The 24538-nt window shown below is 68.9% G+C and carries 26 protein-coding genes and 2 pseudogenes; 13 read left to right on the plus strand and 15 right to left on the minus strand.

The features are described from left to right. Window positions 1–9 precede the first annotated feature (9 nt). Genes ABZ656_RS09095 through ABZ656_RS09120 form a run of 6 tightly spaced genes read right to left on the minus strand, consistent with a single transcriptional unit; the run spans window position 10 to window position 6166 of the window. Window positions 10–1185, minus strand: coding sequence for a GNAT family N-acetyltransferase (locus ABZ656_RS09095; protein ID WP_180362212.1), 1176 nt, complete (start codon window positions 1183–1185; stop codon window positions 10–12). A 56-nt stretch (window positions 1186–1241) separates the two neighbouring features. Further along, window positions 1242–1784, minus strand: a complete 543-nt coding sequence (locus ABZ656_RS09100) for a hypothetical protein (protein ID WP_360266020.1) — start codon at window positions 1782–1784, stop codon at window positions 1242–1244. Further along, window positions 1766–2581, minus strand: coding sequence for an HAD hydrolase family protein (locus ABZ656_RS09105; protein WP_360266023.1), 816 nt, complete (start codon window positions 2579–2581; stop codon window positions 1766–1768). The genes ABZ656_RS09100 and ABZ656_RS09105 overlap by 19 nt, the downstream gene beginning before the upstream one ends. 5 nt (window positions 2582–2586) lie before the next feature. Further along, window positions 2587–3270, minus strand: a complete 684-nt coding sequence (locus ABZ656_RS09110; protein ID WP_101402412.1) for a class I SAM-dependent methyltransferase — start codon at window positions 3268–3270, stop codon at window positions 2587–2589. A gap of 33 nt (window positions 3271–3303) precedes the next feature. After that, the gene (locus ABZ656_RS09115) at window positions 3304–5154 is read right to left on the minus strand and encodes a radical SAM protein (protein WP_360266026.1); all 1851 of its coding nucleotides are present in this window, start codon (window positions 5152–5154) and stop codon (window positions 3304–3306) included. Between the two features lie 19 nt (window positions 5155–5173). Further along, window positions 5174–6166, minus strand: coding sequence for a thymidylate synthase (locus ABZ656_RS09120; protein WP_101402410.1), 993 nt, complete (start codon window positions 6164–6166; stop codon window positions 5174–5176). Between the two features lie 249 nt (window positions 6167–6415). Between ABZ656_RS09120 and ABZ656_RS09125 the strand changes: the two genes are divergently transcribed. From ABZ656_RS09125 to ABZ656_RS09145, 5 genes are all read left to right on the plus strand, one after another. Then, window positions 6416–7240: a hypothetical protein gene (locus ABZ656_RS09125; RefSeq protein ID WP_360266029.1), complete on the plus strand. Its 825-nt coding sequence runs from the start codon at window positions 6416–6418 to the stop codon at window positions 7238–7240. A 5-nt stretch (window positions 7241–7245) separates the two neighbouring features. Then, a complete protein-coding gene (locus tag ABZ656_RS09130) occupies window positions 7246–8022 on the plus strand; it encodes a CbiQ family ECF transporter T component (RefSeq protein ID WP_101402409.1) in 777 nt (258 codons plus the stop codon). After that, a complete protein-coding gene (locus tag ABZ656_RS09135) occupies window positions 8019–8888 on the plus strand; it encodes an ABC transporter ATP-binding protein (RefSeq protein ID WP_360266032.1) in 870 nt (289 codons plus the stop codon). The genes ABZ656_RS09130 and ABZ656_RS09135 overlap by 4 nt, the downstream gene beginning before the upstream one ends. Next, entirely contained in the window at window positions 8888–9700 is an 813-nt protein-coding gene (locus ABZ656_RS09140) for an ABC transporter ATP-binding protein (RefSeq protein ID WP_360266035.1), read from the plus strand. The genes ABZ656_RS09135 and ABZ656_RS09140 overlap by 1 nt, the downstream gene beginning before the upstream one ends. Window positions 9701–9945: 245 nt before the next feature. Next, on the plus strand, window positions 9946–10344 hold the full coding sequence (locus tag ABZ656_RS09145; RefSeq protein WP_360266038.1) for a hypothetical protein: 399 nt from the start codon (window positions 9946–9948) through the stop codon (window positions 10342–10344). 55 nt (window positions 10345–10399) lie between these two features. Here ABZ656_RS09145 and ABZ656_RS09150 read toward each other — a convergent pair whose 3' ends face one another. Then, window positions 10400–10525, minus strand: a complete 126-nt coding sequence (locus tag ABZ656_RS09150) for an Lrp/AsnC ligand binding domain-containing protein (RefSeq protein ID WP_360266041.1) — start codon at window positions 10523–10525, stop codon at window positions 10400–10402. Here ABZ656_RS09150 and ABZ656_RS09155 point away from each other — a divergent pair. Genes ABZ656_RS09155 through ABZ656_RS09165 form a run of 3 tightly spaced genes read left to right on the plus strand, consistent with a single transcriptional unit; the run spans window position 10472 to window position 12222 of the window. Beyond that, window positions 10472–11062, plus strand: a complete 591-nt coding sequence (locus tag ABZ656_RS09155) for an AzlC family ABC transporter permease (protein ID WP_360266044.1) — start codon at window positions 10472–10474, stop codon at window positions 11060–11062. The two genes, ABZ656_RS09150 and ABZ656_RS09155, sit on opposite strands and share 54 nt — an antisense overlap. Further along, window positions 11055–11381, plus strand: a complete 327-nt coding sequence (locus ABZ656_RS09160; protein WP_101402406.1) for an AzlD domain-containing protein — start codon at window positions 11055–11057, stop codon at window positions 11379–11381. The genes ABZ656_RS09155 and ABZ656_RS09160 overlap by 8 nt, the downstream gene beginning before the upstream one ends. 34 nt (window positions 11382–11415) lie before the next feature. Beyond that, complete coding sequence (locus tag ABZ656_RS09165; protein WP_101402405.1) at window positions 11416–12222, plus strand: thioesterase family protein; 807 nt, start codon at window positions 11416–11418, stop codon at window positions 12220–12222. 25 nt (window positions 12223–12247) lie between these two features. Here the strand turns inward: ABZ656_RS09165 and ABZ656_RS09170 are convergent, their stop codons facing one another. The 4 genes from ABZ656_RS09170 to ABZ656_RS09185 form a co-directional block, all read right to left on the minus strand. Then, window positions 12248–13579: a multicopper oxidase family protein gene (locus ABZ656_RS09170; protein WP_360266048.1), complete on the minus strand. Its 1332-nt coding sequence runs from the start codon at window positions 13577–13579 to the stop codon at window positions 12248–12250. Between the two features lie 205 nt (window positions 13580–13784). Then, on the minus strand, window positions 13785–14126 hold the full coding sequence (locus tag ABZ656_RS09175) for a DUF6417 family protein (RefSeq protein WP_360266051.1): 342 nt from the start codon (window positions 14124–14126) through the stop codon (window positions 13785–13787). 16 nt (window positions 14127–14142) lie between these two features. Then, a complete protein-coding gene (locus tag ABZ656_RS09180; RefSeq protein WP_360266054.1) occupies window positions 14143–14901 on the minus strand; it encodes a PIG-L family deacetylase in 759 nt (252 codons plus the stop codon). Between the two features lie 128 nt (window positions 14902–15029). Continuing rightward, window positions 15030–15470 (minus strand): hypothetical protein, encoded by a 441-nt coding sequence (locus tag ABZ656_RS09185; protein ID WP_360266057.1) that lies wholly within the window; start codon window positions 15468–15470, stop codon window positions 15030–15032. 479 nt (window positions 15471–15949) lie between these two features. Here ABZ656_RS09185 and ABZ656_RS09190 point away from each other — a divergent pair, with 479 nt between their 5' ends. Next, the gene (locus ABZ656_RS09190; protein WP_360266060.1) at window positions 15950–18301 is read left to right on the plus strand and encodes a GH92 family glycosyl hydrolase; all 2352 of its coding nucleotides are present in this window, start codon (window positions 15950–15952) and stop codon (window positions 18299–18301) included. A 274-nt stretch (window positions 18302–18575) separates the two neighbouring features. Here ABZ656_RS09190 and ABZ656_RS09195 read toward each other — a convergent pair whose 3' ends face one another. Next, a complete protein-coding gene (locus ABZ656_RS09195) occupies window positions 18576–19622 on the minus strand; it encodes a LacI family DNA-binding transcriptional regulator (RefSeq protein ID WP_360266063.1) in 1047 nt (348 codons plus the stop codon). Window positions 19623–19730: 108 nt separating this feature from the next. Between ABZ656_RS09195 and ABZ656_RS09200 the strand changes: the two genes are divergently transcribed. Both ABZ656_RS09200 and ABZ656_RS09205 read left to right on the plus strand, forming a co-directional pair. Further along, complete coding sequence (locus tag ABZ656_RS09200; RefSeq protein ID WP_360266066.1) at window positions 19731–20909, plus strand: phytanoyl-CoA dioxygenase family protein; 1179 nt, start codon at window positions 19731–19733, stop codon at window positions 20907–20909. Window positions 20910–20927: 18 nt separating this feature from the next. Next, window positions 20928–21065, plus strand: a pseudogene (locus ABZ656_RS09205) (short-chain dehydrogenase); the annotation flags it as partial. A 48-nt stretch (window positions 21066–21113) separates the two neighbouring features. On the opposite strand, the pseudogene ABZ656_RS09210 reads toward ABZ656_RS09205, so the two are convergent. From ABZ656_RS09210 to ABZ656_RS09220, 3 genes and pseudogenes are all read right to left on the minus strand, one after another. Next, a pseudogene (locus tag ABZ656_RS09210) lies at window positions 21114–21569 on the minus strand (aldehyde dehydrogenase family protein); the annotation flags it as partial. A 19-nt stretch (window positions 21570–21588) separates the two neighbouring features. Next, window positions 21589–22077: a hypothetical protein gene (locus ABZ656_RS09215; protein ID WP_360266069.1), complete on the minus strand. Its 489-nt coding sequence runs from the start codon at window positions 22075–22077 to the stop codon at window positions 21589–21591. A 329-nt stretch (window positions 22078–22406) separates the two neighbouring features. Then, on the minus strand, window positions 22407–23372 hold the full coding sequence (locus ABZ656_RS09220; RefSeq protein WP_101402397.1) for a pirin family protein: 966 nt from the start codon (window positions 23370–23372) through the stop codon (window positions 22407–22409). A 198-nt stretch (window positions 23373–23570) separates the two neighbouring features. Here ABZ656_RS09220 and ABZ656_RS09225 point away from each other — a divergent pair, with 198 nt between their 5' ends. Next, on the plus strand, window positions 23571–24095 hold the full coding sequence (locus ABZ656_RS09225) for a MarR family transcriptional regulator (RefSeq protein WP_101402396.1): 525 nt from the start codon (window positions 23571–23573) through the stop codon (window positions 24093–24095). Then, window positions 24092–24532 carry a winged helix DNA-binding protein gene (locus ABZ656_RS09230; RefSeq protein WP_101402395.1) on the plus strand — a complete coding sequence of 147 codons (441 nt, stop codon included), beginning with the start codon at window positions 24092–24094 and terminating at the stop codon, window positions 24530–24532. The genes ABZ656_RS09225 and ABZ656_RS09230 overlap by 4 nt, the downstream gene beginning before the upstream one ends. The last annotated feature ends 6 nt before the right edge of the window (window positions 24533–24538 follow it).

The following is a 24538-nucleotide window of genomic DNA, read 5'->3' on the forward strand; positions in this document are numbered from 1 at the left end:
TCCCCTTGCTCACAGCAGCCAGTCGTCGGTGTTCAACCCACCCACCACGTACTGGCCGTACTCGGCACCGAACGCCTCCGCCTCGGCCCGGTTGCGTTCGCGGACCTTCGCCCCGTCCGCCGCCAACGGCCGGTCCACTCCCACGAACACGCTGTACAGGGGATGAGGCTGGGCGCCGCGCGCCAGCTTTGCCTGGAAGGTGCCCAGACCGAGGTGGATCGCCCGCACGGTGCGACCGGCGCCCGACTCGATGGGGTGGTAGAAGACCAGGTTGAAATAGTCGGCCACGTTGGGCACCGAGTAGTCGAAACCGGCCACGCGCGCATACAGCGTGTCGCCGTGCCGGTACCGCAGCGCGAAACCGATGGGCTGCCCGGCGTCCTCGTCCAGGAGCAACGTGCTGCGGTCGCCGAGGTGGCGGCCCTGGCGGTCGTACACCACTGCCGCGCGCTCCTCACCGTACGCGTGTCCGTGCTTGCGCATCAGTGCGCTGTTGAGCGGGGCGATCTCCTTGACGACTTCCGGGAGGGGGACCTCCCGGATGGTCCGCCCGCTGCGGCCGAAGTCCCTCCTCTCCCGCCGGGCCCGGGGCCGTCGGCCTGAGGGCAGCCAGGCGAAGTAGTCGTCCAGGTTCTGCCACAGACCGACGGGCAGAACGGTCTCCACGTCGTGATAGAGGATCACCGCCCCGTCGTCGGCATGGGCCTCGGCGACCTCCAGCGCCTCCGCCCGGGGCAGGTAGTAGTACCCGAGCACGTCCGCTTCGGCGGTTCGGGCGAAGTCGAGGGTCCGTGCGGTGAGCGCGTGCACCGCCTGCGCGCGCTCCTGTGCCGTCACTCCCTCACGGCCCGGCAGTTGGCCGCGGAACTCCGACCAGCCCGCGCCTAACACCATGGGCCGGGCGGCGAGTTGGGCGTGCCGCTCGTCCTCGATCAGACCGGCGAGCAGGTCGGCGGGGGTGTAGAGCAGGTGCGGCGGACGTGTGAACGCGTACGCCTCGGCTCCCGCGACCGGCGTTCCCTGTGCGTCGCGCGCCAGCAGATAGCGGGCGGCGGCTCCGGGCGGCAACTCCTCCGCGCGTACGCCCGCGAAGCCACTGCTGGAGTAGATCGTCCCGCCGATCACCAGAGCATCCCATTCCGCTGCCGGCAGCTGGTCAACGGAGTCGTACGAGGAGACGTGCATGGGGGAAACTCCAGAAAAGGTGATCGGATGAGTGTAGGGGGAAACGGTGCCGGGGTTCATTTCAGCAGAGATCGCACATCGCTGTCGCGCGTGTGCAGGAGCAGGATGCCGGTGCCGCTGAGCTGGTCGAACAGCTTCTGGTTGGCGACCCGTTGGGAGCTGCGGACCTGCACGGCGTACCAGAGGATGGACCGGGGGCCGACGACGGTCCAGAACGTTTCGCGGACGCCGCCCCAGAGTTCCTCACGGCGTATCCAGCGCCGTACGGTACGGCGCAGCAGCCGCGGCCAGGTGACACGCAGCGGCGGATCCGTCCACACCACGCAGTCGGCGCGGTGGGCGAAGGCCTCCACGCTCGCGGCGAACTGACCGTCGACGACCCATGTGTCGGCCGTCAGTTCCCGTTCGACGCCGGCGAGGAACTCCTCTGTGGGCACCGGTGTCCAGGCCGGTCCCCAGAAGAGGGCGTCGAGCGTGACGGGCGGGATGCCACGCCGTTCGGCGAGGGCGCGGGCGAGGGTCGACTTGCCGCAGCCGGGACCACCCACGATCCACACCCGTTGGGCCTCCGCAAGGGTCTTCACACGTGGCACAGACACATTCCCTCCAACCAGGCGGCCACGCCGTCGTCGTCATTGCACGCGGTGAGGGCGTCGGCGGCCTCGCGTACGTCCGCGCTCGCGTTCGCCACGGCCACGCCGAGGCCCGCGGCGGCGAGCAGGCCCGTGTCGTTGGGTGCGTCGCCGAAGGCGACGGCCCGCTCCCAGCCGATGCCGAGGCCGGCGAGGACCGAGGCGACCGCGGACACCTTGTCCGCCTCCGGGGCCGACACCTCCAGCAGTCCCGGCCCCGAGGAGGTCCACCGCACCGTCCCCCGCACCCCGAGCGCCGGAGGCGGAGCGGCGGAATCGGTGTGCACCATCAGGCACAGCACCGGCGAGCCGTCCGGCACGTCATCGACGCGCAGGGCAGTCCCGGCACCGCTCGCCAGGATGTCGGGCCAGCCGGGGCCGATCAGTCGGTCGTGCTCCCGGTCCACGGCCCAGGGGCGCTGCCCGAGCGCCGCGATCTCGGCGCGGACGGTGGCGGGTGCCATCGCCCGGATCCGTCGTACGGCGCCGCCGTCCAGGTCGCTGACGACGGCGCCGTTCGACGACACCAGGAAGGCGCCCAGACCGGACGCGGCGGACAGCAGCCCACGGGCGGACCAGGCCGGGCGGGCCGTCGCGAAGACCACGCGGGTCCCCTGCGCGGCGACCGCGCGCAGCGCCGCCGCCGCGCGCTCGCTCATGCTGCCGTCGGACAGCAGCAGTGTGCCGTCGAGATCGGTGACCACGACAGCCGGGCGGCTGTCCCCCCGGACGCGGGGACAGCCGCTGAGATGTGTTCCGGTCACGAAGGTCACTTCTCCCGAGCGGGCTCACGGGGCGGCGGCATGCGGTGGGCGATGGCGGCCGCGTACCGGTGGTAGTGCCACTGCTCGTAGCCCAGGTGGCTCTCGCCGCGGATGCCCAGGTCGGCGTTCTCGAACAGTTCCCAGCCGGGCCGGGTGACGATCCGCTCCATCTCCGTGGCGGTCGGGTAGTAGCCGCAACTCCGCTCGTCGTCGTTGAGCCCGATCAGGTACTCGCCGAAGAAGAGTCCGCCCGGAGCGACCATGTCCATCGCGTGGTGGACGAGGGCTTCCATCGTGTGGGCCCGGTTGGGCGGCATCGACCACAGGCCGCTGCCCAGCACCAGCTGGAATTCGCCCTCGGCAGGCAGGGTCATGTAGTCCTGCTCCACCACGGTGCACCGGTCCTCCAGGCCCTCGGCGGCAAGCCGTTGGCGCAGGCCCACGATGTCGTGGTGGCCGTCGACGAGGTCCAGTTCACCGCCGTTGAGGAAGAGGTCGTCGCTCTCCACACCGACGACCTGCCAGCCCGCGCGCAGCAGCGGCAGGGCGAACTTGCCGTCGGACACGCCCAGGACGCAGGCGCGCGGCTGGACGCGCCGGGCGTATTCGCCGAGCGGGATGTAGCGGGCCAGGGCGGGGAAGTAGGAGTAGTAGTCGCCCCAGTAACTCTTGCGATCGACGTCAAACACGCGCCCTCCCAAAGCTGTTGTCGGTGCTGGTGGTCATCTGGCCGCCTCGGTCAGTGGTTCGGCCGCGCTGTTGCGGACGGTGCCCCAGCGCTCGGCCGCGGACTTGTGGATGTACCAGATGTCGTCCTCGGTGAGCAGTTGGGAGACGACCTCCGGATAGGCCTCCTCGAAGTACGTGTACGGGGGCCTGTTGTCCTTGCGCGAGTGATAGTCCAGTCGGTCCTGGCCGTGTGCGGCGGTGATCGCCGTACCCGGATGGTAGGTGAGGATGTTGGGGCTGGCCATGACGAGCAGTTCGTCGTCGATCAGCCGGCCGATCTGCTCGATCGTCTCCTCGATGGTCTCCCGGCACTCGCCGTCCAGACCGAAGAGGACCGAGCTGCCGACCCGGATGCCGTGGCCCCGGATGATCGCGAGTGCCTCGCGCACCTTGCTCACCCAGGCCTCGGGGTTGCGGCGCAGCAGGTTCTTGCCCACGTGGGCCATCACGCTCTCGGCCATGCTCTCGATGCCGATGTAGATGTAGGTGCAGCCGCTGCTGCGCATCAGTTCGAGCGCGGTGTGCACCTCGTCGGCCTTGGCACGGTTGAGCACCACGTCGACGGTGAGCTGTCCGCCCCACTCCAGGCGGGTGCCGCCGGGCAGTTCCGTACCCTGCCGCAGCAGGTCCTGGCAGAACTCGGTGATCGCCTTCCAGTTCCCGCCCCAGAACACCGGGTCGTCGAAGAACACGGCTTCCGCGCCCCAGTCCATGAGCCGGCGGACGCGCTGTGCCACGTGCTCGGTCTCGCTCACCGCGAAGCGGGTGGGCCGTTGGGAGACCTGGATGCTCTCCGAGCAGAAGGTGCATTTGAACGGACAGGAGTCCAGCGTCATCATGTGCGCCGTACGGCTGCCGAGGGAGTGACTGCCGGCCTCGGTGAAGACGCCGAAGCGCGCGCGGATGGAGAACGCCTCGTACGGCGACGGGAGTTCGGCCGAGCCGAGTCGCTCGCCCCGCACCGGCACCACCACCGCCTCACCGGGGCACAAGCCCACGATCGTGCCCGAACCGCGGAGTGTTTCCTCGGCGCCGGCCACCAGCGGAAGCGCGTCGAGCACCGCCTCGTTGTCGGTCGGACCGAAGCCGGGCGTGACGGTCAGCGACAGGGCGCGCAGCAGCAGGTCGAGCAGGGGTGCGCCGTCACCGGCGACCACGAAGTCGACGACCTGAGCCGCGCGGCCGTCGCGGACGACCTCCACCGTGCTGCTCCAGGAGAGGTCCGCCGTGCCGTCGGCGTCGCGGTACTTCGTCGTTTCGTCGGCGTGCCGGCCGCCGAGGACGACGACGCAGTGGGGCGCGTGGGCCTTGGCCAGCTCGGCCATCTCAAGGGCGTACCGGTGCGCCGCCGATACCGCGCTGAGCAGGAGCACCTTGGGCTGGAGCGCGCGGAGTTCGGCGATGAACCGCTCCTGGGCCACCTCGTCCCAGATGCGGGGGTCGAAGACGTGACCGTCGGTCGTCCGGCTGTCGGCGATCAGCGTGGTCCGTGGCCCGTTCGCCGTACGACGGTAGTCGTCGTCCGGACAGTCCCCCCAGTCCGGGCAGACGTCGTCGAGGGACGGCTCCTCGGGCAGCCCCGCACGCAGGCGGGACACCGAGCGCTGGATGGTGAGGGTCAGCGCCGAGTACAGGCACATCGGATCACCGGGATAGGCGACCTCCCCGCCCCTGCTGGTCGCCACCGGGACCAGTGCCGCCATGACCGGATAGGTGAACCGGGCCTCGCCCAGGTGCGCCGTGAACAGCCGGCGCCGCCGGACGACGAGTTCCGTCACCTTCCCGCCTGATTCGGCCGCGTCCGGACGGTGCGGCTTCAGCGGGGTACGAATCGTTATCCTCACGTGTGATTCCCCGGCGCGATCAGATCGCGGCGATGAGGTTCACGACGCCGCCGTTCGACGCCGGGCTGGTCACGAGCGACGTCGTGTCGCCCAGCTTGCGGTAGGCGTGAGTGGCCAGGCAGGCCCGGGCCACATCGGCGAACTCGGTGTTCGCCTTGTGTGTGGCGATCTCGTCCACGGTGGAGACGTCGCCCGACTGCGCCGCGAGCCGAAGCCGCCGCTCTAAGTCGATGAGTTCGCGCGCGACCTCCCGGCCGCCGTCCGGGGTGCCCGGGAACGCGGGCAGCGCCACGGCCTCCGCCGGCGTTTCGGCGATCTTCCGCGCCAACTCCACCTCGTTCTCGTAGAAGTGGAAGGTGCCCGCCTGGTGTATGTACGGGCCGCTCGGGACGTTCAGCAGCGAAGCCGCGTACTGCTGCATGCCCATGAAGAGGAAGGCGTCGTACGGCAGGACCGTCAGCGCCTGCTGGGCTCGCATGACGGTGATCCAGGTGAGCGCGCCGTCCCGCAGGAACAGGTGGACGCCCACGGCGCACGGATACTCCCGCGACTGGCGGAAATTGTCCTCGGGCTGCAACACCAGGGCGAACGCACGCCGGTGGGCGGGGTCGCGCTCGATGCGGCCGACCACTTCCTCCAGCTGGTTCCCCCTGGAGGTCAGCAGCCGATGGCCGAAAGCACCACTCAGCGTGTGCTGGTCGTCCGAGTACTCATGGGCGCCGCGGCGGTAGTACGCCGGAGTGTCGACGTCATTGCGGCCGTCCAGGGACCAGGCGAGCAGACCGAAGCAGTAGGAGAGATTGACCGGAAGGTGCGGGGTGACCGCGAGACAGGAGGTCGGGTCGGCGATACGGCTCTGGTAGGCCAGGAGTTCGCGGTACGGGCGGTCGTTCTGGCCGAAACCCGAGGCTTTGGAGAGCGGATCGCGCACCGAGTCCACATCATTGCCGTCCGCAAGTACGTCACGCAGCCCGGCCGTGTAGGAATCCGCGAACGACTGATAGTTGGCCATGACATCTTCCCCGTTTCTGGCGATATACGAAAAACTCGCCACCTACCTTCAAACCGGACAAAGCGACGTCCGTGGCGAGCTCGGTTTCAATCGAGTAGAACGTTAAAGATCTTTGGTTGTCAATGACGTTTTCAATTCCCTGACGAAGGGAAATACCTCCCCGCCGGCCGAACCTGATCCGGTGTTGACACCGGCGACTCGGTCTCTGCATGATGACCGGCGACCAATGGGGCCTGCCAACATACGGGGGTGGCAGATCAAGTGACGGGCCGGATTTCGTTAAACCCATGGCGTCTCTCTCCGCGCTGGCGTATCGGGATCGGCGCGGTAATCGTCGCCCTCACCTACGGGGGGCTCATTTCAGCCAAACCCGATTCCGTACACGGCGGCGTGGGCGGTCCGGCCGCCCTGCTCGCCCTGTGCGGCTACACCCTCGGGGCGATGCTGATCGTCTCCGGTGCCGTGGCAGGGCTGCCGACGACGACCGTGGCCCTGCTGCCGGTGGCGATCACCATCAACATCGTGATGGGGAAAATCGTCTACTTCAGCGGCCTACCGCTCCAACTCGACTCGATCGGCACCGTGCTCGTCGGCGTCCTGGCCGGACCTGCCGCGGGCGCCGCCACCGGGGCTCTGGCCAGCATCGTCGTCGGGATGACCATCACTCCCGGAGCTCTGCCCTACGCGGTGACCGCCGCCCTGATCGGCTTCATCGCGGGAACCCTGGCACGGGCCGGCTGGTTCCGGCGCCTGCCGACCGCCCTGCTCGCCGGGGGTGTTATCGGCGTGGCCGCCGGCATCGTCTCCGCCCCCATCACCGCCTTCGTCTTCGGCAACGCCGGCGGCACGGTGGGGCAGTCGGCTGTCATCGCGACGTTCCAGGCCTACGGAAACAGCATGTTGAAGGCCGCCAGCCTGCAAGGGCTGGTCGCGGACCCCCTGGACAAAGCGCTGACCGTCGCACTGGCCCTGACCCTGCTGGCGGGCCTGCCCTCCGGCTATGTACACCGTTTCCCCTTTGTGCAGCGGCATCGAGTGCTGCCGGTTCACCCCCTCACGCCGAGAAGGACGTGACCCGCATGGACATATCCCCGCGCGCGACCGACGACTCCCCCGTGCACCGGCTGAATCCCCTCACCAAGCTGACCTTCGCCGTCACCGTCACCGTATCCGCATTCGCCCTCACCATGACCTGGTGGCCACTTCTGCTCTTCTGCGCCACGGTACTCCCCATGGCGATAATTTCAGGAACCCTTCGTAAATTTGCCCCCATGCTTCTTGCCCTGTGGGTGCCCCTCGCGCTCACGGTTTACCTGATTCAGGGCTTCTTTTATCCGGATACTCACCAGGTGGTGGCTGAAATCGGCCCCCTGGAATTGAAATATGAAGGCCTGGTTTTTGCCACTCAGACCGCACTACGTCTCCTGGCGCTCATGGGGGGATTCTTCCTGCTTCTCCTCACCACGCAACCCGGCGCACTGATGAGCGCGATGACACAGCGCGGCATGTCGACGAAGACCGTCTACGTCGTCTCGGCCGCCCTGCAGATCGCGCCCGCCCTCACCACCCGGGCCCAGGGCATCATGCACGCCCAACAGGCGCGCGGCCTGCCCGTCACAGGGCTGCGCGGCCGAATCCGAGCCCTGGTTCCCATGGCCGGACCGCTGATCCTCGGTGCCCTCACGGAAGTGGGGGACCGTGCGGTGGCCATGGAGACCCGCGGCTTCGGCGCCGGCCGCCGCCCCACGTATCTGACCGAGGTTCCGGACACCGCGGCGCAGCGGGTCGCCCGGATCGTCATGGGACTGTGCGCGCTCACCGCCGTCGTCACCAACGTACTCGGAGTGCTCCGGTGATCGAATTCAGGGACTTCTCCCTCACCTACCCGACCGGCTCCCGCCCCGCCCTCCAGGACATCGATCTCGTTGTGCCGCGTGGCCAGTTCTGTGCCGTGACCGGTGCCGACGGCGCGGGCAAGACCACCCTCGCGGGAGTCATCAGCGGCGTCGTCCCGCACATGACCGGCGGCGCGACCACGGGGTCGGCACGAGTCGGTGGACGGAGGTTGGCGAGGACTCAGCCGTCCGAACTCGTCGGCGAAGTCGGCCTGGTCATGCAGAACCCGTTCAACCAACTGTCGGGAGCCCGGTTTTCGCTGCGCGAGGAGCTCGCCTTCGGTCTGGAGAACCTCGGCGTCGAACGGGCCGAGATGGTCCGACGCGTCGATCGGGTGATGGCCGACCTGAGGCTCACCGACCTGGCCGATCTCTCCCCGTACGAGATCTCCGGTGGGCAGCAGCAGCTTCTGGCCATCGGATCGGCGTTGGTGATGAGACCGGCCGTCATGGTGCTCGACGAACCGACCTCACAGCTCGACGCGGTGGCGACCGGCGTGGTGTTCGAGGCGCTGGAGACCCTGCGGGCGCAGGGCGTCACCGTCATCCTGTTCGAGCACCGGCTGGAACGGCCGGCCCGGTGCTCGGACCGCGTCCTGGTCCTGAACGAGGGGCGGATCGCCGCCGACGGGCCGCCGGCCGAGGTCCTCACCGACCCCCGGCTCGCGGAGTGGGGGGTGGCCCCGCTGCGCTACACGACGGCCGCACGCCGCGCCGCCGGGCGCGGCCTGTGGGAGTCGGACCGTCCGCTGCCGGCGACCCTGGAGGCGGCCGCGGAGGGATTCACCGCCTCGCTGAAGAGTACGAGAACCGCCGGAGGCATGTGATGGTGCTGCGCGTCGACTCCCTCTTCCATCGCTACCCGAACGGAACGACCGCGCTCGCGGACGTCTCGCTGACCGTCGGGGCCGGCGAACGTGTGGCGGTCGTGGGTCCCAACGGGGCGGGCAAGAGCACGCTGGCCCGGCACCTGATCGGCATCGCCCGCCCCACGTCGGGGACGGTCACGGTGGCCGGCCGCGATGCCGCCGGGCTCGAGATCGCCGAGCTGGCCCGCAGCGTGGGCTTCGTCTTCCAGAACCCGGACGACCAACTGCACGCCGCCACGGTGGCCAAGGAAGTCGGCTTCGGCCCCCGCAACCTCGGCTTCCCGGCCGACCGCCGGACCGCCCTCACGCAGTGGGCACTGCGGGTCACCGGCCTGACCGGGGAGGCGAACAGCCATCCCCGTCATCTGTCGTTCGGCGAGCGCAAACGGGTCGCCTTCGCCTCGGTTCTCGCGATGGACACCCCGGTCATCGTCCTGGACGAGCCCACCACCGGTCAGGACCACCGCTCCGTGGTCCTGCTCGAAGAGCTCGTCGCAGACCTGCACGAGCGGGGAAAGACGATCCTGGCCATCACCCATGACACGGACTTCTGCGCGGAGAACTTCGACCGGGTCGTCGTCCTCTCCGAAGGCCGCGTGCGGTGGGACGGCCCTGTGGAGCGCTGGCTGGAGGGAGCCGGGAATCCGTCCGTGTCCGCCTTCGAACAGCCCCAGATGGCCCGACTCGGCCGACAACTCGGCTGGCCGACCCCCGTGGTCACGGTCGACAGCTTCCTGGACCAGTTGACCGACCACACCGCGGCTCGGTGAAATCACCGGCGCCGGCCCGGAGAAGAACCGAACCGACCCGCGCGGCCACACCTGCCCGATCACCCACCGACACGCCCAATGTCTTTGCCAGGACCACTGAGTTGCCGGTGAGTGGAGAGAGGTCGCACGCTTCGCGGAGGTGGGTGTGCGCTTCGCAGAGGTGGGTGTGCGGCCGGCCGGCGGCTCAGGTCGCGGCGGCCGCCGCCCGAGGTGACGATCACGACCGGGGCGCGTAGCTCGCCGTCGTGCCCCACGCCGTCGCCCTCGGCTCCGCCGACCCGGCGGCTGCAATCCGCACCTACACGCCTGAGGGCGTGGACCGCGTCATCGAAGTGGCACTCTTGGACACCGCCGACCTGGACACCGCCGTCGCCGCGACAGACGCGGTCATCGCCGCCTGCGCCAACCACGCCGACCACGCCGACCGGACCGAAATCCCCTTCTGGCCGCCGCTGTTCAACAACGTCACCCTGCGTCTGCTCGGCAGCGACGGCTTCCCGACCGAGGCCGGACGCCAGGCTGCCCGCGCCCTCACCGCCGCGGCCACCGAGGGCGCCCTCACCGTCGACGTCGGCGACCGCCACCCGCTGGAGAACATCGCCAAAGCCCATGACCGCGTCGACGCCGGGGCCGGGTGCTGGTGACCATTCCCCAGTGACCGGGCCGCCGTCGGGGAACGGCCGACGGGACTGCCGGTCGTCAGGCCGCCGTCTTCACCGTCTTCATCGTGAAGTGTGAGGTGACGTTCTTGATCCGCGGGATGGTCATCACGTGCCCGCTGAGGAAGGTCTCGTAGGCGGACAGGTCCGCGACGGCCACGCGCACGAAGTAGTCCGGGCTGCCGAACAGCCTGTCACCCCGCTCGCCGCGGTCGCGCTGACCGTCCTCGTGGTCAACTTCCGGTACGTCTTCTACGCCTTCTCCTTCCCCCTGCACCTGGTCAAGCACCCGGTCGCGAAGGCGTACGCCGTCTACGCCGTGATCGACGAGGCATACGCCGTCAACGCCTCCCTGCCCGAGGCGGAACGCTCGGCACCCCGGCTGCTGGCGATGCAGATCGCGTGCGAGAGCTACTGGGTCGGCGGCGGTCTGGTCGGGGTCGCTCTCGGCGCCGCGCTCCCCGCGCCGATCAAGGGCCTGGAGTTCGCCCTGTGCGCCCTGTTCACCGTGCTCACCCTGGACGCCTTCCGCTCCCCCGGCGAACTCCCCTCAGTCCTGCTCGCCGGTGCCGGCGCCGCGCTCGCACTCGTACTGACGCCGGGCCTCGCCATGTTCACCGCACTGCTGCTGTTCGTCGGCCTGCTCCTGGTGCGCCACACGCTCACCACTCGCCGACCCGCCCAGGAGACCTCCGATGCCTAGCACCTCGTATCTCATCGCCGTCCTGGCGATCGTCTTCAGCATCACGCTCGCCCTGCGCGCCCTGCCGTTCGCGGTACTGCGCACCCTGCGCGGCTCGCCGATGGTGCGGCAGCTGTCGGTGTGGATGCCGGTCGGCATCCTCACGATCCTCGCCGTGACGGCCCTGCACGGCACGATCACGCGCGACCCGCACGGAACGGGGTACGCACTGCTCGCGGTCGCCGTCACCGTCGGCGTCCACCTGGCCCTCGGCCGCCGCACGATCCTGAGCGTGGGCATCGGCACCGCCCTCTACGTCGTCCTGCTCAATATTCTGTGATCAGCACCGCGAACCGCCCGAGGAGAAACGTCCGTTGAACACCGGCACCCCGGCCCCCGACAGCTACTACGAGCGCATCGACGAGCACCGCTACAAGCCGACGGCCCACACGGGCGGGGCATGGGACCCCGACGAACAGCACTTCAGCCCGCTCGGCGGCCTCGTCGTCCACGCCATCGAACGCCACCTGGCCGCGCGGCCGGACACCGACCTGGTGCCGGCCCGGATCAGCTACGACATCCTGGGCCGTCTCGCCCTCGACGAGTGCGAGATCCGGGTGGAGACCATCCGCCCCGGCCGCACCATCGAGTTGATCGAAGCCGTCGTGCTCATCGCCGACCGGCCCGTGGTCCGTGCCCGTGCGTGGCTCCTCGCCACCGTCGACACCTCCGCCGTCGCCGCCGGCCCCGACGACCGGCTCACCCCTCCCCAGGCGCTCACCCCGTGGCCGATGGACTCGCTGTGGCCCGGCGGATACATCGCCTCCCTGGACGTCCGCCCGCTCGCCCCACCGCGGCCGGGCCGTACGACCGCCTGGATCTCCACCCGCCACGCCCTCGTCGCCGGCGAGCCCAGCAGCACGCTCGCGTCCTACCTCGCCCTTGTCGACACCGCCAACGGCATCGCCGTACGACAGCCGCCCACCGCCTGGATGTACCCCAACGTCGACCTGACGGTCCATCTCCACCGCCAGCCCGAAGGCCACTGGACCGGCCTGGCCACCACGGTCACCTTCGGCCCCACCGGCCAAGGCCTCACCAGCACCGTCCTGCACGACCTCAACGGCCCTGTCGGACACGCACAACAGATCCTCACCGTCCGCCCCATACCGGACCGGTGACCACGGACGAGCGAGGTCGGGGCGGTTACTTGTCGATCTGGAGTACCGCCATCATCCCCGCGTCCTCATGGTTGAGGATGTGGCAGTGCAGGACCGTCTTGCCCGGATGGTCGAGGAACCGGATACGGATGACCATGTTTCCGCGAGGCGGGACGTCGACGGTGTCCTGCAAGCCGTAGTTGGCCTGCGGCTTGCCGTTGATGCTCATCACCTGGAAGTCGTTGGTGTGGATGTGGAACGAGTGGATCTCGTCGCTGTCGTTCTTGATCGTCCACTCTTCGACGGTGTTGAGCCTGGAGCGGTAGTCGATGCGGTTGTGGTCGAACTGCTTGTGGTTGATGTAGAAGAGCGTGCCCGCCTTGTTCTCCGTGAAGATGACCGTCTTGCGTCCCGCGACGGCCTCCTTCGCGAGGTCGTCCACCGGGGCGAAGGCTGTGGGCAGGGCCGCGGCTCGCATCGGTTCGCCCTCGGACTGGACCGTGGCCAGTGTCGCCAGGGGGAACTGGTTTCCGGCCTTACCGGAGTTGTACGGCAGGGTCCGCAGTTCCGACACACCGGCCTTCGGGCCCTGTACGAGCACGTCGTAGCGGGCGCCGGCCGGGATGACCAAGGTGTCGACGGAATAGACCCTGTTCACCGGGTAGCCGTCCTGGGCGACGATGTGGAACTTGGTGCCCGGCAGCGTCACTTTGTAGAAGATGTTGGCCCCGATGTTCGCGAGCCGCCACAGCTGGGTCTCGCCGGGCCTGATCCGGATCCGCGGGTTGAGCTGCCCGTTGACGGTGCGGGTCGTGGGTGAACCGATCTTGAGATTCGTGGTTTTGATCTGGTCGCCCACGCGTTGGAAGTCCTTGAGCGCGACGACGTGTTCTGTGATCCCGCGGAGCGGCGCGGGCAGATACGCGTCGAGGCCGTCGACCACGATCAGGCCGGCCATGCCGCCGGCGGTCTGGGCGGCGGAGAGCGTGTGCGGGTGCGGGTGGTACCAGTACGTTCCCGGCTCCAGGCTCTTGGGAAAGGTGTACTCGTAGGTGAACGTCTTCCCTGGCTCGACCTTGAGGAAGATGTTGTCCGCATTGCCGACGGGCGAGACGTGCATGCCATGGACGTGCAGATTCGTCTGATGGTCGAGCTTGTTCTCGAAGGAGATCTCCATCCGGTCCCCCGGCCGCAGACGCAGTGTGGGCGGCATGTACATCCCGTTGTACGTCAGGGCCCACAGATCGCGGCCTGCCAGGCGCACCTTCTTGCGTTCGACGACGATCCTGGTCCTGAGCAGTCCGTTCGCGCTCACGATCTGCGGGGGGTCGCGCAGTTCTTCCGTCGCCCGCGCGGTGAGGGCCGGCGACGGGGACACGCTCCGCGGGGGAACCGTCGACACTTCCGGATGGCCGAGTGCGCTCGTCTCGGTATGCGTGGTGCACCTCGCAGCCAGAGCGAGTGCGGCAAGTACGGATCCGATGACGGTCCGGGCGCGACGGGCATGTGCGGACAAGCTGGACTCCCATGCACTGCACATATGGAAAACGGGCGGCGGTGAGCTGCCATCATGCATCGGGAAATCAGACGAAATCGGCCATGACCCCAAGGAACGGGGAGGGCATCACCTTGATGAGCGAGCCGGTTCCACAACGCCCCGGCCCCTCCCCGGTGGAACCGGTCATCCGGCGCGGCCACGCCCCGTACACCACGGAGTCAATCTGCTCCTGTGTCAGATACAGCTGCCACCGTTCGATCCCGCGGTCGCACGAGGCCGCCTTGACCTGCTCTGCCGGCCCAGCGGCGGGCGGCACCCGGAACCGGCCGGTGCGGCCGACGGACACGCGCAGCGCCGCCATCGGCGAGGGGATCAACTCCACACGTTGGCGCCCGGGCGTCCAGCCGTGCCCGGCCGCCTGCTTCACGGACTGGACCGCATGGTCAGGCGGTCAGTTCCGTCTGGGCTCCGGCCACGGTCATGGGGGCGTGGCGGATGTACCACTCGGTGGCGAACAGCCGCTCCCGTGCATCCGGCGGAAGACCGGCGATCACCCCCGGCAGGGCTCCCCTCTCGACCTCGGAGCGATGCGCGAGTACGGCGCCGATCTTCTGCTTCATCCAGGGGCCGACATCGACAGTCACGGTGACCTGTTCGTCCGGAACGCTGTACACCGCCTTGCGTGCACCGATCACGTCTCTCAGCGCCGGCACGGCCGAGTGCGGGTGCGTGGCCAGGTAGAGGGCACGCGACTGCCAGGGGGCACCAGTATCCGGGTAGAGCTGCCCAAGGCCTGCCGCTTGGGCAGCGAGCATGGTCACCCGATGGGTGTGGACGTGATCTGGGTGACCGGTCAGCCCGCCATACCCGTCATGGGTGACCATGATGTCCGGTCGGAATTCCCGGATGTGCGCCACCAGCCGCTGCACCGCCCCGTCGAGCGGCGCATCGCAGAACCGTACGCCGCCCGGGGCCGAGTTCGGTACACGCGCGTCGGCGTAGCCGAGCATCCGCGGCTTGCCGGCACCGAGGATGCGCAGCGCCTCGGCCAACTCCGCAGCCCGCGGGGTGTCCGCGGCCCAGGTCGCCGTGACGACCGCGGTGCGCGCGCCCGCAGCCGCGTGCCGGGCGAGCACTCCGCCGGCCGACAATGACTCGTCGTCCGGGTGCGCGAAAACCGCGAGCAGGCTCGGCACGGGCATGGACAGACCACCTTCCAGAGCGAAGGAAGCCCGATCGTACGTCCCCAGGTCGGCGCGCTGCTGCGCTCCGGCCGGCCGTTTTCAAAGTGCTCGGCCTTCATGACGCGGGTGGCCGAGGCCACAAGGCCTCAGCGATCCGGGACAGTCGGGTCGATGGTGCCCGGGTCTGCCTGCCACCACGGCGCCGATGTGATGTCCTCGATGATCTGCCGCCAGCCTTTCGTGTGGTGGCCTCCCGTAGGGGCTGTGTCGTCAAGCCAGATCTCTGTGCCCACGGGGAGATCTGGGGCTTCGCGGTTGCCGCCTATGGTGAGGGTGAATTCCGGGTCCGATGGGCTGCTGCGGCTGTAGTAGACGCCGTCCCGGCTCCATGCCTCGATGGCGAACCCGGCCAGCGGTGCCTGCCATGTCCCTTCGCCCGGGAAGAGAAGCAGAAGCTTGTCGCCCGGCATGGGTACGTCCAGGTCTTTCACCCGTGACGCCAGCTCCTTGATCCGCACGGTGGGTTTGACCTGGAGGCCGAAGCCGGTGCGATGTGAGCTCTCCACGGTGAGCAGGTAGTAGGACACGACGGATCTCCCGGGGCGACAGCTTCGTCCTTACGACGGGCGTATCTGACCACGTTGCGGCACTCGCGTTCAACGTCGCCAGAGCCACTCGTCGATGCCGGCGACGGTGACTGCGGCTTCGTAGCGGACGGCGAGTTTGTCGTACCTCGAGACCACTGTCTCGTGGCGCTTGAGGCGATTGATCCCGCACTCCACCGCGTGATGTTCCGTGTAGTCGGTCTTGTCGAACTTCGGCGGTCGACCGCCGCGGGAACCGAGCTTCTTGCGGCTGCGGACCTGGTCACTTTTCTCCGGGATGGTGCCAGCGATGCCGCGTCGGCGCGGGTAGGCACGGTTCGCGCGGGTGCCGTGGGCCTTCTCCGCGCGGACCTGAACTGCCCGCCCACCCGGAGTACTTGACGATTACGTGTACACGACGAAGAATGATCGCACTCTGTGCTTGACAACGTTGTCTAGGCTTCGAGGAGGCGTTCCCGCCCATGGGATGGACTCAACGGCTGCGCGATACGGGGATGGTGGTGGCGACCACCATCCTCCTCGGCGGCTCCCTCGCGGTTCCGGCGGCTCAGGCGGCCGTCCCGCCGAGCGCCCCGCTCACCGATCTGGTCAACCCGTTCATCGGAACGGAGAACGAAGGCAACACCTACCCCGGAGCAGCCGTGCCCTTCGGCATGGTGCAGTTCTCGCCGGACACCGGCCACAACACCGGCTACGACTACTCCCAGAATCACATTCGCGGCTTCTCCCTCGTCCACCTCTCGGGCGTCGGCTGCGGCCTGGGCGGCGACCTGCCCGTGCTGCCGACCACGGGTGACGTCACCGAGACGGACTACGCCAAGTACGAGGCGGAGTTCAGCCACGACAGCGAGCGGGCGAGCCCCGGCTCGTACCGGGTCGACCTGAAGACCGGCATCGAGGCCGAGCTGACCGCGACCGCCCGGACCGGGGTGCAGCGCTACACCTTCCCGGCCACGGACAAGGCCAACGTCCTGCTCAACGCGGGGCAGTCGCTGCACAGGACGATCTCCACCAAGGTCGAGATCCTCGACAACCGCACGGTGCGCACCGCCATCACCGGCAGCGGCTTCTGCCAGGACACCAAGCCGTACACCGTCTACACGGTCACCCGCTTCGACCGCCCGTTCACCACTTCGGGTACCTGGAACGGCGATACCGTCACCGAGGGCTCCAAGGAATCCGTGAGCGCGGGACGCAACGGCGCCTTCGTCCGCTTCGACACGACCAAGGACCGGACGGTCGAAGCGACCACCGCGCTCTCGTACGTGGACGCCCGCGGCGCCGCCCTCAACCTCCGCTCCGAGGGGGGCCGTTCGTTCGACGCCGTCCGGAGCCAGGCGCACCGCACGTGGGAGGACCGGCTGGACGACGTACGCGCCCAGGGCGGCGGTGACACCCTGCGCCGCACGTTCTACTCATCGCTCTACCGGTCGTTCCTCGCGCCCAACATCGGCAGCGACGCCGACGGTCGCTACACCGGCTGGGACCAGCGGGTCCACCGCGCACAGGGCTTCACCTACTACCAGAACTGGTCGCTGTGGGACACCTACCGCACCCAGTCGCAGCTCCTCTCCCTGCTCGCGCCGCGTGAGGCCAGGGACATGGCGATCTCCGTCATCAAGATCGACGAAGACAGCGGCTGGCTGCCCAAGTGGGGCTACGGCACGGTCGAGACGAACATCATGACCGGCGATCCGGTCACCCCGTTCCTGACCAACGCCTACCAGCAGGGCCTGCTCAAGGGATACGAGGAGCGGGCCTACCGCGCCCTGAAGAAGAATGCCGACGGGGTGCCTCCCGCAGATTCGCCCGCGGTGGGCCGCGAGGCCAACAAGGAGTACATCGCGAACGGCTTCGCGCCCTACGTCAAGGACCGCCCACACGCGAAGCCCGGCGACTCGGACTACGACCACGGAGCCTCCGCGACCCTGGAGTACGCCCTGTCGGACGCCATGCTCGGCGCGATGGCGCGGGATCTGGGCCACGACGCGGACGCCGCACGCTATGCCGCACGGTCCCAGAACTACCGGAAGATCTACGACGGTTCGACCGGCTTCTTCCGCGCGCGGGACGCCTCCGGCTCCTTCACCGGACCGGCGGACCCGGCCCTGAGCGAGGGTTTTCACGAGGGCACGTCCTGGCAGTACCAGTGGCTCGTGCCGCAGGACCTGCCGGGCATGGTCGACCTGATCGGCGGCAAGCAGACGGCCAACGACCGGCTCGACTCGTTCTTCGCGTACGAGCAGCTTCTGAAGGACCCGGCGAAGACCGCACGAGAGGTGTGGGTCAACGGCCCGTACGACTACTACAACGCGGACAAGTACAACCCGCAGAACGAGCCGGACCTGATCGCCCCGTACACGTATCTGTCGACCGGTCAGCCGTGGAAGACGACCGATGTGGTGCACGCCGCGCTGACCTTGTTCACGGACGCGCCGACCGGCATGACCGGCAACGACGACCTCGGCACGATGTCCGCCTGGAACGTGCTCTCCTCCATCGGGATCTTCCCGGTGCAGCCCGGCTACGACACCTGGGGCCTGTCCACGCCCGTCTTCGAGCGGGTCGATCTGACGCTCGACCGGCGCTACTACCCGCGGGGCGCCCTGACCGTGACGGCGACGGGCACCTCGGACCGTGACCGGTACATCCAGTCGGCGAGGGTCGACGGTTCCTCCTACAGCCGTACGTATCTGACGACCGAGTCGCTCCGAGGCCTGCGGTCGCTCGCCTTTGCAGTCGGCGCCGAACCGTCCGGCTGGGGGACGTCCGCCGACGCCGCCCCGCCCGCCCTGGGACCCACCACACCCTGACGTGACGAGACGCGGTCGCGGCAATCGCCCATGCGCTGGTCAACGGATGCGGATGGCGGGCGCCGCGGCCGTCACTCGACGGCCTCCGTCGCCTCGGACCGGAGCTTCGCGCGGTGCAGGGGCCCGATCGGCGCATCGGGTCTCGACGTAGGTGAAAGATTCGGCGCGGACGGTGGGGCGACTTGGCGCACGGTGTCGTCCCGTACAGGCCATCGCTTCGTGTGAGGAACCATTTCGCCTCGGTCGCCACCCGAGCGAAGGCTGACAGCGGGGTTCAGTCGACGACCGGCACGGACGGAGCACCTGGTGGCATGTTGAACGGTGTGACCACCTGGATGGCCGAGGGCAGCGACGGTCCGTCGTCGGGGAGTGCCTTGTGGGCGCGCATGATGATCTGGCAGGCGCGGCGCATGTCCTGGCGCAGGTCATGGTGGAGGACCGCGGACAGGCGGCGCTCGCGCAGCAGGCGGGTGTTGTCGTGGTCGAGGTCGTGGGCGATGAACGCCTCGCACTCCCGCCCGAGCGCGTCGAAGGCACCAAGGGTGGCGAGATTGCCCCCGCCCGCGGAGTACACGGCGATGATGCCCTCGTCCCGCTTGAGCGCCTCCAGGACGAGATCGTGCTGGGTGGCGTCCAGGCCGTCGCTGTCGGTGACCTCCACCAGGGATCGTCTGGGGTCGGCGAGGCGCATCGCGCTGCGGAAGCCCATCTCGCGTTCCTCCTCGCCTCGGAAGGAGCCGCGGCTGATGGTGGTGAGCACGTTGCCGGGCCGCTTGCCCAGCCACTGTCCGAGGAGGTAGGCGGCGGTGGCTCCGGCCGCGCGGTTGTCGATGCCGACATACGCCAGGCGTGCGCTGTGAGGCAGGTCGGTCACCAGGGTGACGACGGGGATGCCGGCCGCGACCAGCCTGCCGACCGCGGCCGCGATCTCCGGCTCGTCGGGGGCCTTGAGGATCACGCCCTGCGTGCCACGCTTCGCGATCTTGTCCAGGGTTCCGATCAGTTCGGCGGGAGGGCAGGTCTCACGGAAGTGGAAGCGCGAGCGCACGAGAGCGGGATGCAGGGAGGGCAGTTCGGCTTCGAGTGCGTCCCGTACCGCGGTGGAGAACCGCTCCGGGCTCTGCATCACGATGTCGATCATGAAGGTGCGGCCCCCGAGCCGGACCTGGCTCTGCTGACGGTCCAGATCCTTGACGGCTTCGTGCACCTCCCTGATGGTGCTCTCCGTCACGTTGCCCCGCTGATTGAGGACGCGGTCGACCGTGGCCGTACTCAGTCCGGCCTGACGGGCGATTTCCCTGATCGGGTAGCGGTGTCGCATGACTGATCCCAAATGCCGATGATGGATTTTTGATGCACTGATAAGCATTGAATGATGGGTTCGGGTTCTCAAGACTGGCAGAAATACACGGACTGCGAAAGGACCCGGATGTCTCCCATAGCCGCAGGATCGCGGACTTGGTTGACCGAGGCGGACTGCGATCTCGACGTGTTCCGCTCGCTCGTGGAGCAGCGCACCGACCCCGCCGACCACCTCTCGGCCGAGCGGATCGAACAGAACGTCCCGCTCTACGACAGCGATCGGCTCCGGTCTCTGGCGACCTCCCCGGAGGGCCGTCGGAGCGTGCAGGACGAGCTGATCCGGGCTCTGTTGGACGGGCCCGGCATCGTGGTCCTCAAGGGCGCCTTCCCGGACGCTGCCGTCGTGGACCGGGCCTCCGACGCCTTCCGCGCACTGATCGAGAAGGAGCGCGCGAGCGGCGCGGCCCGCGGCGACCATTTCGCCAAGCCCGGTGCGAACGACCGCGTCTGGAACGCCCTGGACAAGGTGGCCGTACGGGCGCCCGAGGCGTTCGCCGACTACTACGCCAACGACATCCTGGAGCTGATCGCCGAGGCCTGGCTCGGCCCCGCCTACCAGGTGACCTCACAGGTCAACGTGGTCAACCCGGGCGGCGCGGCGCAGAACGTCCACCGCGACTACCACCTCGGCTTCCTCTCCCAGGCGCGCGCCGCGACCTACCCGGCGCACGTCCACCGCCTCTCGCCGGTGCTCACCCTGCAGGGCGCGGTGGCCCACTGCGACATGCCCGTCGAGTCCGGCCCGACCCTCTACCTGCCGCACTCGCAGAAATTCGAGCCCGGCTATCTCGCCTGGCGACTCCCGCAGTTCGTCGAGTACTTCGACGTCCACCACGTCCAACTCCCCCTGGAGAAGGGCGACGCGGTCTTCTTCAACCCGGCGCTCTTCCACGCCGCCGGGCACAACCGTTCGGCCGACATCAGGCGTATGGCCAATCTGCTGCAGATCTCCTCCGCCTTCGGCCGCGCCATGGAGACGGTGGACCGCGAGGCGATGACGAACGCGCTGTTCCCGGTGCTGCTGCGCCGCAAGTCCGAGGGTGTCTCGGAGGACTGGCTGCGCCGCGTGATCGCGGCCACCGCCGAGGGCTACCCCTTCCCCACCAACCTCGACCTCGACCCGCCGGTGGCCGGTCTCGCCCCGCCCTCCCAGGCGGACACCCTCCGGCAGGCCGTGGCCGAGGAATGGGACCCCGAGCGACTGCGCCAGGAACTGCAGGCCGCAGCCAAGCGCCGCCAGGGCTGAAAGGGACACAGCACTCTCATGGGACTGCTTGAGGACGGAGTCGTCCTCGTCAACGGCGGCGGCCGGGGAGTCGGCGCGGGCATCGTGCGGGCCGCCGCAGCGGAAGGCGCGACCGTCGTCTTCACCGGCCGTCGGGCCGAGGCCGGCGGCGAGCTCCAGCGCGGTCAGCGGTGTCGCGGTGGCCGGCTTGAGGACGACCACGTTGCCCGCCGCGAGCACGGGCGCCAGTTTGTGCAGCACGAGCAGTGCGGGGTAGTTGAACGGCGTGATGGCCACCACGACACCGCACGGCTGACGCAGCGTGAAGCCCACCTTGTCCAGCCAGGTGCCACGGCTGGCGTCCAACGGCAGAGTCTCACCGTAGAGTTGGGTGCCCTCGAAGGCCTCGAGACGGATCAGGTCTCCGGATCGCGCCGCCTCGCCGGTGGCCTCGGTGATGGTCTTGCCCGACTCCGAGCTGATGGTCTGCGCGATCTTGGCAGCTCGCTGGTCGGCGAACTCCGCCGCACGCAGCAGAATCGCCATCCGCGCGTGCGCGGGTCGTGGCGACGTAGCGTACTGGCGGCACAGATGATGGAAAAAAGATGTGTCCAATGACGTGATAATGATGGATTCCGTCCCTTCAGTAATGCCCTGCGGCCCACCTGCCGTTTCGGCCATGTAGATGGCCTGGCCGTTTTTAGCACTGCCCCACGGCGAACACGCGGTCAAGGCACAGCGCGATGGAAGATCCGTCGTCGTTGACGTGACCCCAGTCTCGGGCCGCCGCGCCCATATGACGCCTTCCGGAGCCAGGTCCGCGACCGGCTCGGGACCACGGCCGCGTCCCAGGTCCGCGGGCCCGCGGCAGCTGGCCGGCCTGGCCGCCGGTCGGCTGCGCCCGGGTGAACGAGATCGGTGTCGCGCCGGAGGCGTCGAAGCTCGCCTGGTTCAGCATCACCGGGGAGCCGATGCAGTCGCCGCTCTGCTGCATCCCCGTCCACGAGTCGCCGAAGACGTAGCCCCAACTGCCGTCGTGCTCCCGGAAGTACGGGATGCCGAGATCGCTGGAGCCCTGCTCGCGAGTTTGAGCCCGGTGTGGTCTGTGGCGGTTGGCACTTCGCTGACCTGCGGGGATGTAGCCGGTGCCCCCCGTCACCACGAGCGGGGACGGACCGCTGGTGCACATGTTCACCTCCGGCACCACCGCCACCCGCATCTGCCGGCAGTTGGCCGAGCGTCACCGTCAGCATCGGCCTGGCCTACACTCGAGCGGCAGCTCCGGGACGGACGCTCCAACAGCTGCGACACCAGCGCCATGCCACTGACGCTCCGTCAGGAAGTCAGCGCTGGGTCAGCATCAGGCTGGCTGAACCCGCCCACAGATGGCCAGACATGAGAACGCGGCGTTGTCCGTCGACGGACTTCGCAGGAGCGACCGGCCCCTCGGGAAAACGGGGTGTCGAGCAGGGACAGCCGTGTCCCGCAAGAGGCCTGCACTAGCGCTGGAACCCCAGGTCAGCGCACCCTTCCGCGCGGTTTCAGTGGTACAGGCGGGAGTTCGGGAGCGCGCAGTGGAGCCCCGTCGTACCCCACCACCTCACCGAATCGGGAGCCCGTCACCCAGTCCGAACGGGCCTCTGCGATATCCTCGGTGGACCGGCCGATGAAGTTCCACCACATGACCAGCTCCTCCTCGAACGGCTCGCCGCCCAGGAGCATGAGGGACGCGTCCGACTCGGCGCGCAGGGGAAGTTCGGTGCGACCGCAGCCGAGGTAGAGCATGGAGCCCGGGAGCACCGGTACGCCGTCGACGTGCGCCTCACCTGACATGGACAGGACGGCGTACTCGAAGTCGGGCTCAAGCGGCAGTCGTACGTCGGCGCCGCTCGCGAGGGACAGGTCGGCGCCGACGATCGGGGTGTACGTCGTGCCGGGCGAGGTCGTGCCGTCGACGGTGCCCAGCATGAGCGTGGCCTTGAGGCCGGCGGCCGTGACGAGGGGCAGCTCGGCGTGGTGCTCGAAGTGCGGGTCGGTGTGGCGGTGACTGTCAGGGAGGGCGACCCACAGCTGCGCGCCGTGCAGGAAGCGGGCGTGCGACTTGGGGCTCTCCTCGGAGTGGCTGATGGCCTTTCCGGACGTCATGAGGCCCAGTTCGCGCGGGCGGATCGTCTGGAGGCTGCCCGTGGAGTCGCGGTGCAGCACCTCGCCCTCGTGGAGCCAGCTGACGGTCTGGAGTCCCATGTGCGGGTGCGGTGGGACCTGCATACCGGGCTCGTCGGCGATGTCGTCGGGCCCGTAGTGATCGACGAAGCACCACGCGCCGATCATGCGGCGGCCCAAGTTGGGCAGCAGGCGGCGGACTTCGGTGGACTCGCCGAGCTTGACCCGACGGGGACTGAGGAGTTCACGCACCGGCTCGGCCACCACGAAACCGCGGCCACCGCACAGCGCGGGAACCGCCTCGCGATCAAGATTGCTCATGGCCCACAACCTAGCCCCGTCGGGGACCGTCCGTCAGGCCGTCCTCCCTCCCCTGGGCTCCCCCGGACTCCCCCGAACGGGGATACTCGGGCCGGAGTCGGTGCGGTCCCAGGGCTACGGGCGGAGGCCGGTAGGGCGTTGGTCGGGGACAGCGCGAAATAGTAGCCATGGACATAGTAGCCATGTATGGTTTTTCTCATGAGTTCGACATCCGAGCACGCGACCCCCGGCTTTCTCGTCTGGCGCCTGTCCACGAAGTGGCGCGTGGCCGTCGATCGGGCGGTCGCGCCGCTGGGTCTGACCCATGCCCAGTACTCGCTGGTCGCGTCGCTGTACGGGATGCACAGGACCGGGCGGCGGCCGAGCCAGCGTCAACTCGCCGATCACACCGGACTCGAACCGCTGTACGTCTCGAAGCTGGCCCGCGCCCTGGAGGCGGCCGGTGTCGTCGACCGGACGCGCGATCCCGCCGATCCACGGGCGATCCGGCTGTCGCTCACGGCGGACGGGCGCGAGGTCGCGCGGCGCGCGATCGGGGTGGTCCAGGGGCTGCTGGAGCAGCTCCTGGAACCGCTCGGCGGGCTCGGCGGCGATCGCACGAAGGCGTTCAGCCGCGAGCTGGCGACCCTGCTCGACGTACCGCTCGATGCGCCGAGCGATGCACCGATCGATGGATCTCTCGACACACATCTCGACACACATCCTGACGAGGAGCAGCCATGAGCATTCCCACTCCCCCGGTCGGCGGCCAGGTCATAGGACTGGCCCACTACGCGAGCCGCGCAGCCCTGGAGGCTGTGCTGGCGCGTGTCGGAAGCACCTTCAACCAGTCGGTGGCACTGCGGGCCGTCTCGGACCAGGGCGGCACCGTCGAGCGCGACCGGCTCGTGGGGCGGCTGACCGGGGCACTGAAGATCGAGGAGTCGGCGGCCGAGGAGACCGTCACGGAGCTGACGGCCCTCAAGCTGCTGACGGAGACGGACACCTCGCTGGTGTCGCTCACCGAGCACGGCCGTGAGGTGTTCGAGGAGATCCGCACGGCCGGGAACGCGATCGCGGCCCGGCTGTACGCGGGCATCCCGGCCGAGGACCTTGCGACGGCAGGGCGCGTGCTGACCCTGGTGACGGAGCGGGCCAACGCGGAGCTGGCCGACGGATGACGCCCA

Source organism: Streptomyces sp. NPDC007095, assembly GCF_040634475.1.
In the GTDB taxonomy this organism is placed as follows: Bacteria; Actinomycetota; Actinomycetes; order Streptomycetales; family Streptomycetaceae; genus Streptomyces.

Excerpts from the sequence above, each read along its gene's own strand:
- ABZ656_RS09095 (WP_180362212.1), bottom strand. The coding sequence starts at position 1,185 with ATGCACGTCTCCTCGTACGACTCCGTTGACCAGCTGCCGGCAGCGGAA.
- ABZ656_RS09120 (WP_101402410.1), bottom strand. The coding sequence starts at position 6,166 with ATGGCCAACTATCAGTCGTTCGCGGATTCCTACACGGCCGGGCTGCGT.
- ABZ656_RS09130 (WP_101402409.1), top strand. The coding sequence starts at position 7,246 with ATGGACATATCCCCGCGCGCGACCGACGACTCCCCCGTGCACCGGCTG.
- ABZ656_RS09140 (WP_360266035.1), top strand. The coding sequence starts at position 8,888 with ATGGTGCTGCGCGTCGACTCCCTCTTCCATCGCTACCCGAACGGAACG.
- ABZ656_RS09160 (WP_101402406.1), top strand. The coding sequence starts at position 11,055 with ATGCCTAGCACCTCGTATCTCATCGCCGTCCTGGCGATCGTCTTCAGC.
- ABZ656_RS09180 (WP_360266054.1), bottom strand. The coding sequence starts at position 14,901 with ATGCCCGTGCCGAGCCTGCTCGCGGTTTTCGCGCACCCGGACGACGAG.
- ABZ656_RS09190 (WP_360266060.1), top strand. The coding sequence starts at position 15,950 with ATGGGATGGACTCAACGGCTGCGCGATACGGGGATGGTGGTGGCGACC.
- ABZ656_RS09195 (WP_360266063.1), bottom strand. The coding sequence starts at position 19,622 with ATGCGACACCGCTACCCGATCAGGGAAATCGCCCGTCAGGCCGGACTG.
- ABZ656_RS09200 (WP_360266066.1), top strand. The coding sequence starts at position 19,731 with ATGTCTCCCATAGCCGCAGGATCGCGGACTTGGTTGACCGAGGCGGAC.
- ABZ656_RS09215 (WP_360266069.1), bottom strand. The coding sequence starts at position 22,077 with ATGTGCACCAGCGGTCCGTCCCCGCTCGTGGTGACGGGGGGCACCGGC.
- ABZ656_RS09220 (WP_101402397.1), bottom strand. The coding sequence starts at position 23,372 with ATGAGCAATCTTGATCGCGAGGCGGTTCCCGCGCTGTGCGGTGGCCGC.
- ABZ656_RS09225 (WP_101402396.1), top strand. The coding sequence starts at position 23,571 with ATGAGTTCGACATCCGAGCACGCGACCCCCGGCTTTCTCGTCTGGCGC.
- ABZ656_RS09230 (WP_101402395.1), top strand. The coding sequence starts at position 24,092 with ATGAGCATTCCCACTCCCCCGGTCGGCGGCCAGGTCATAGGACTGGCC.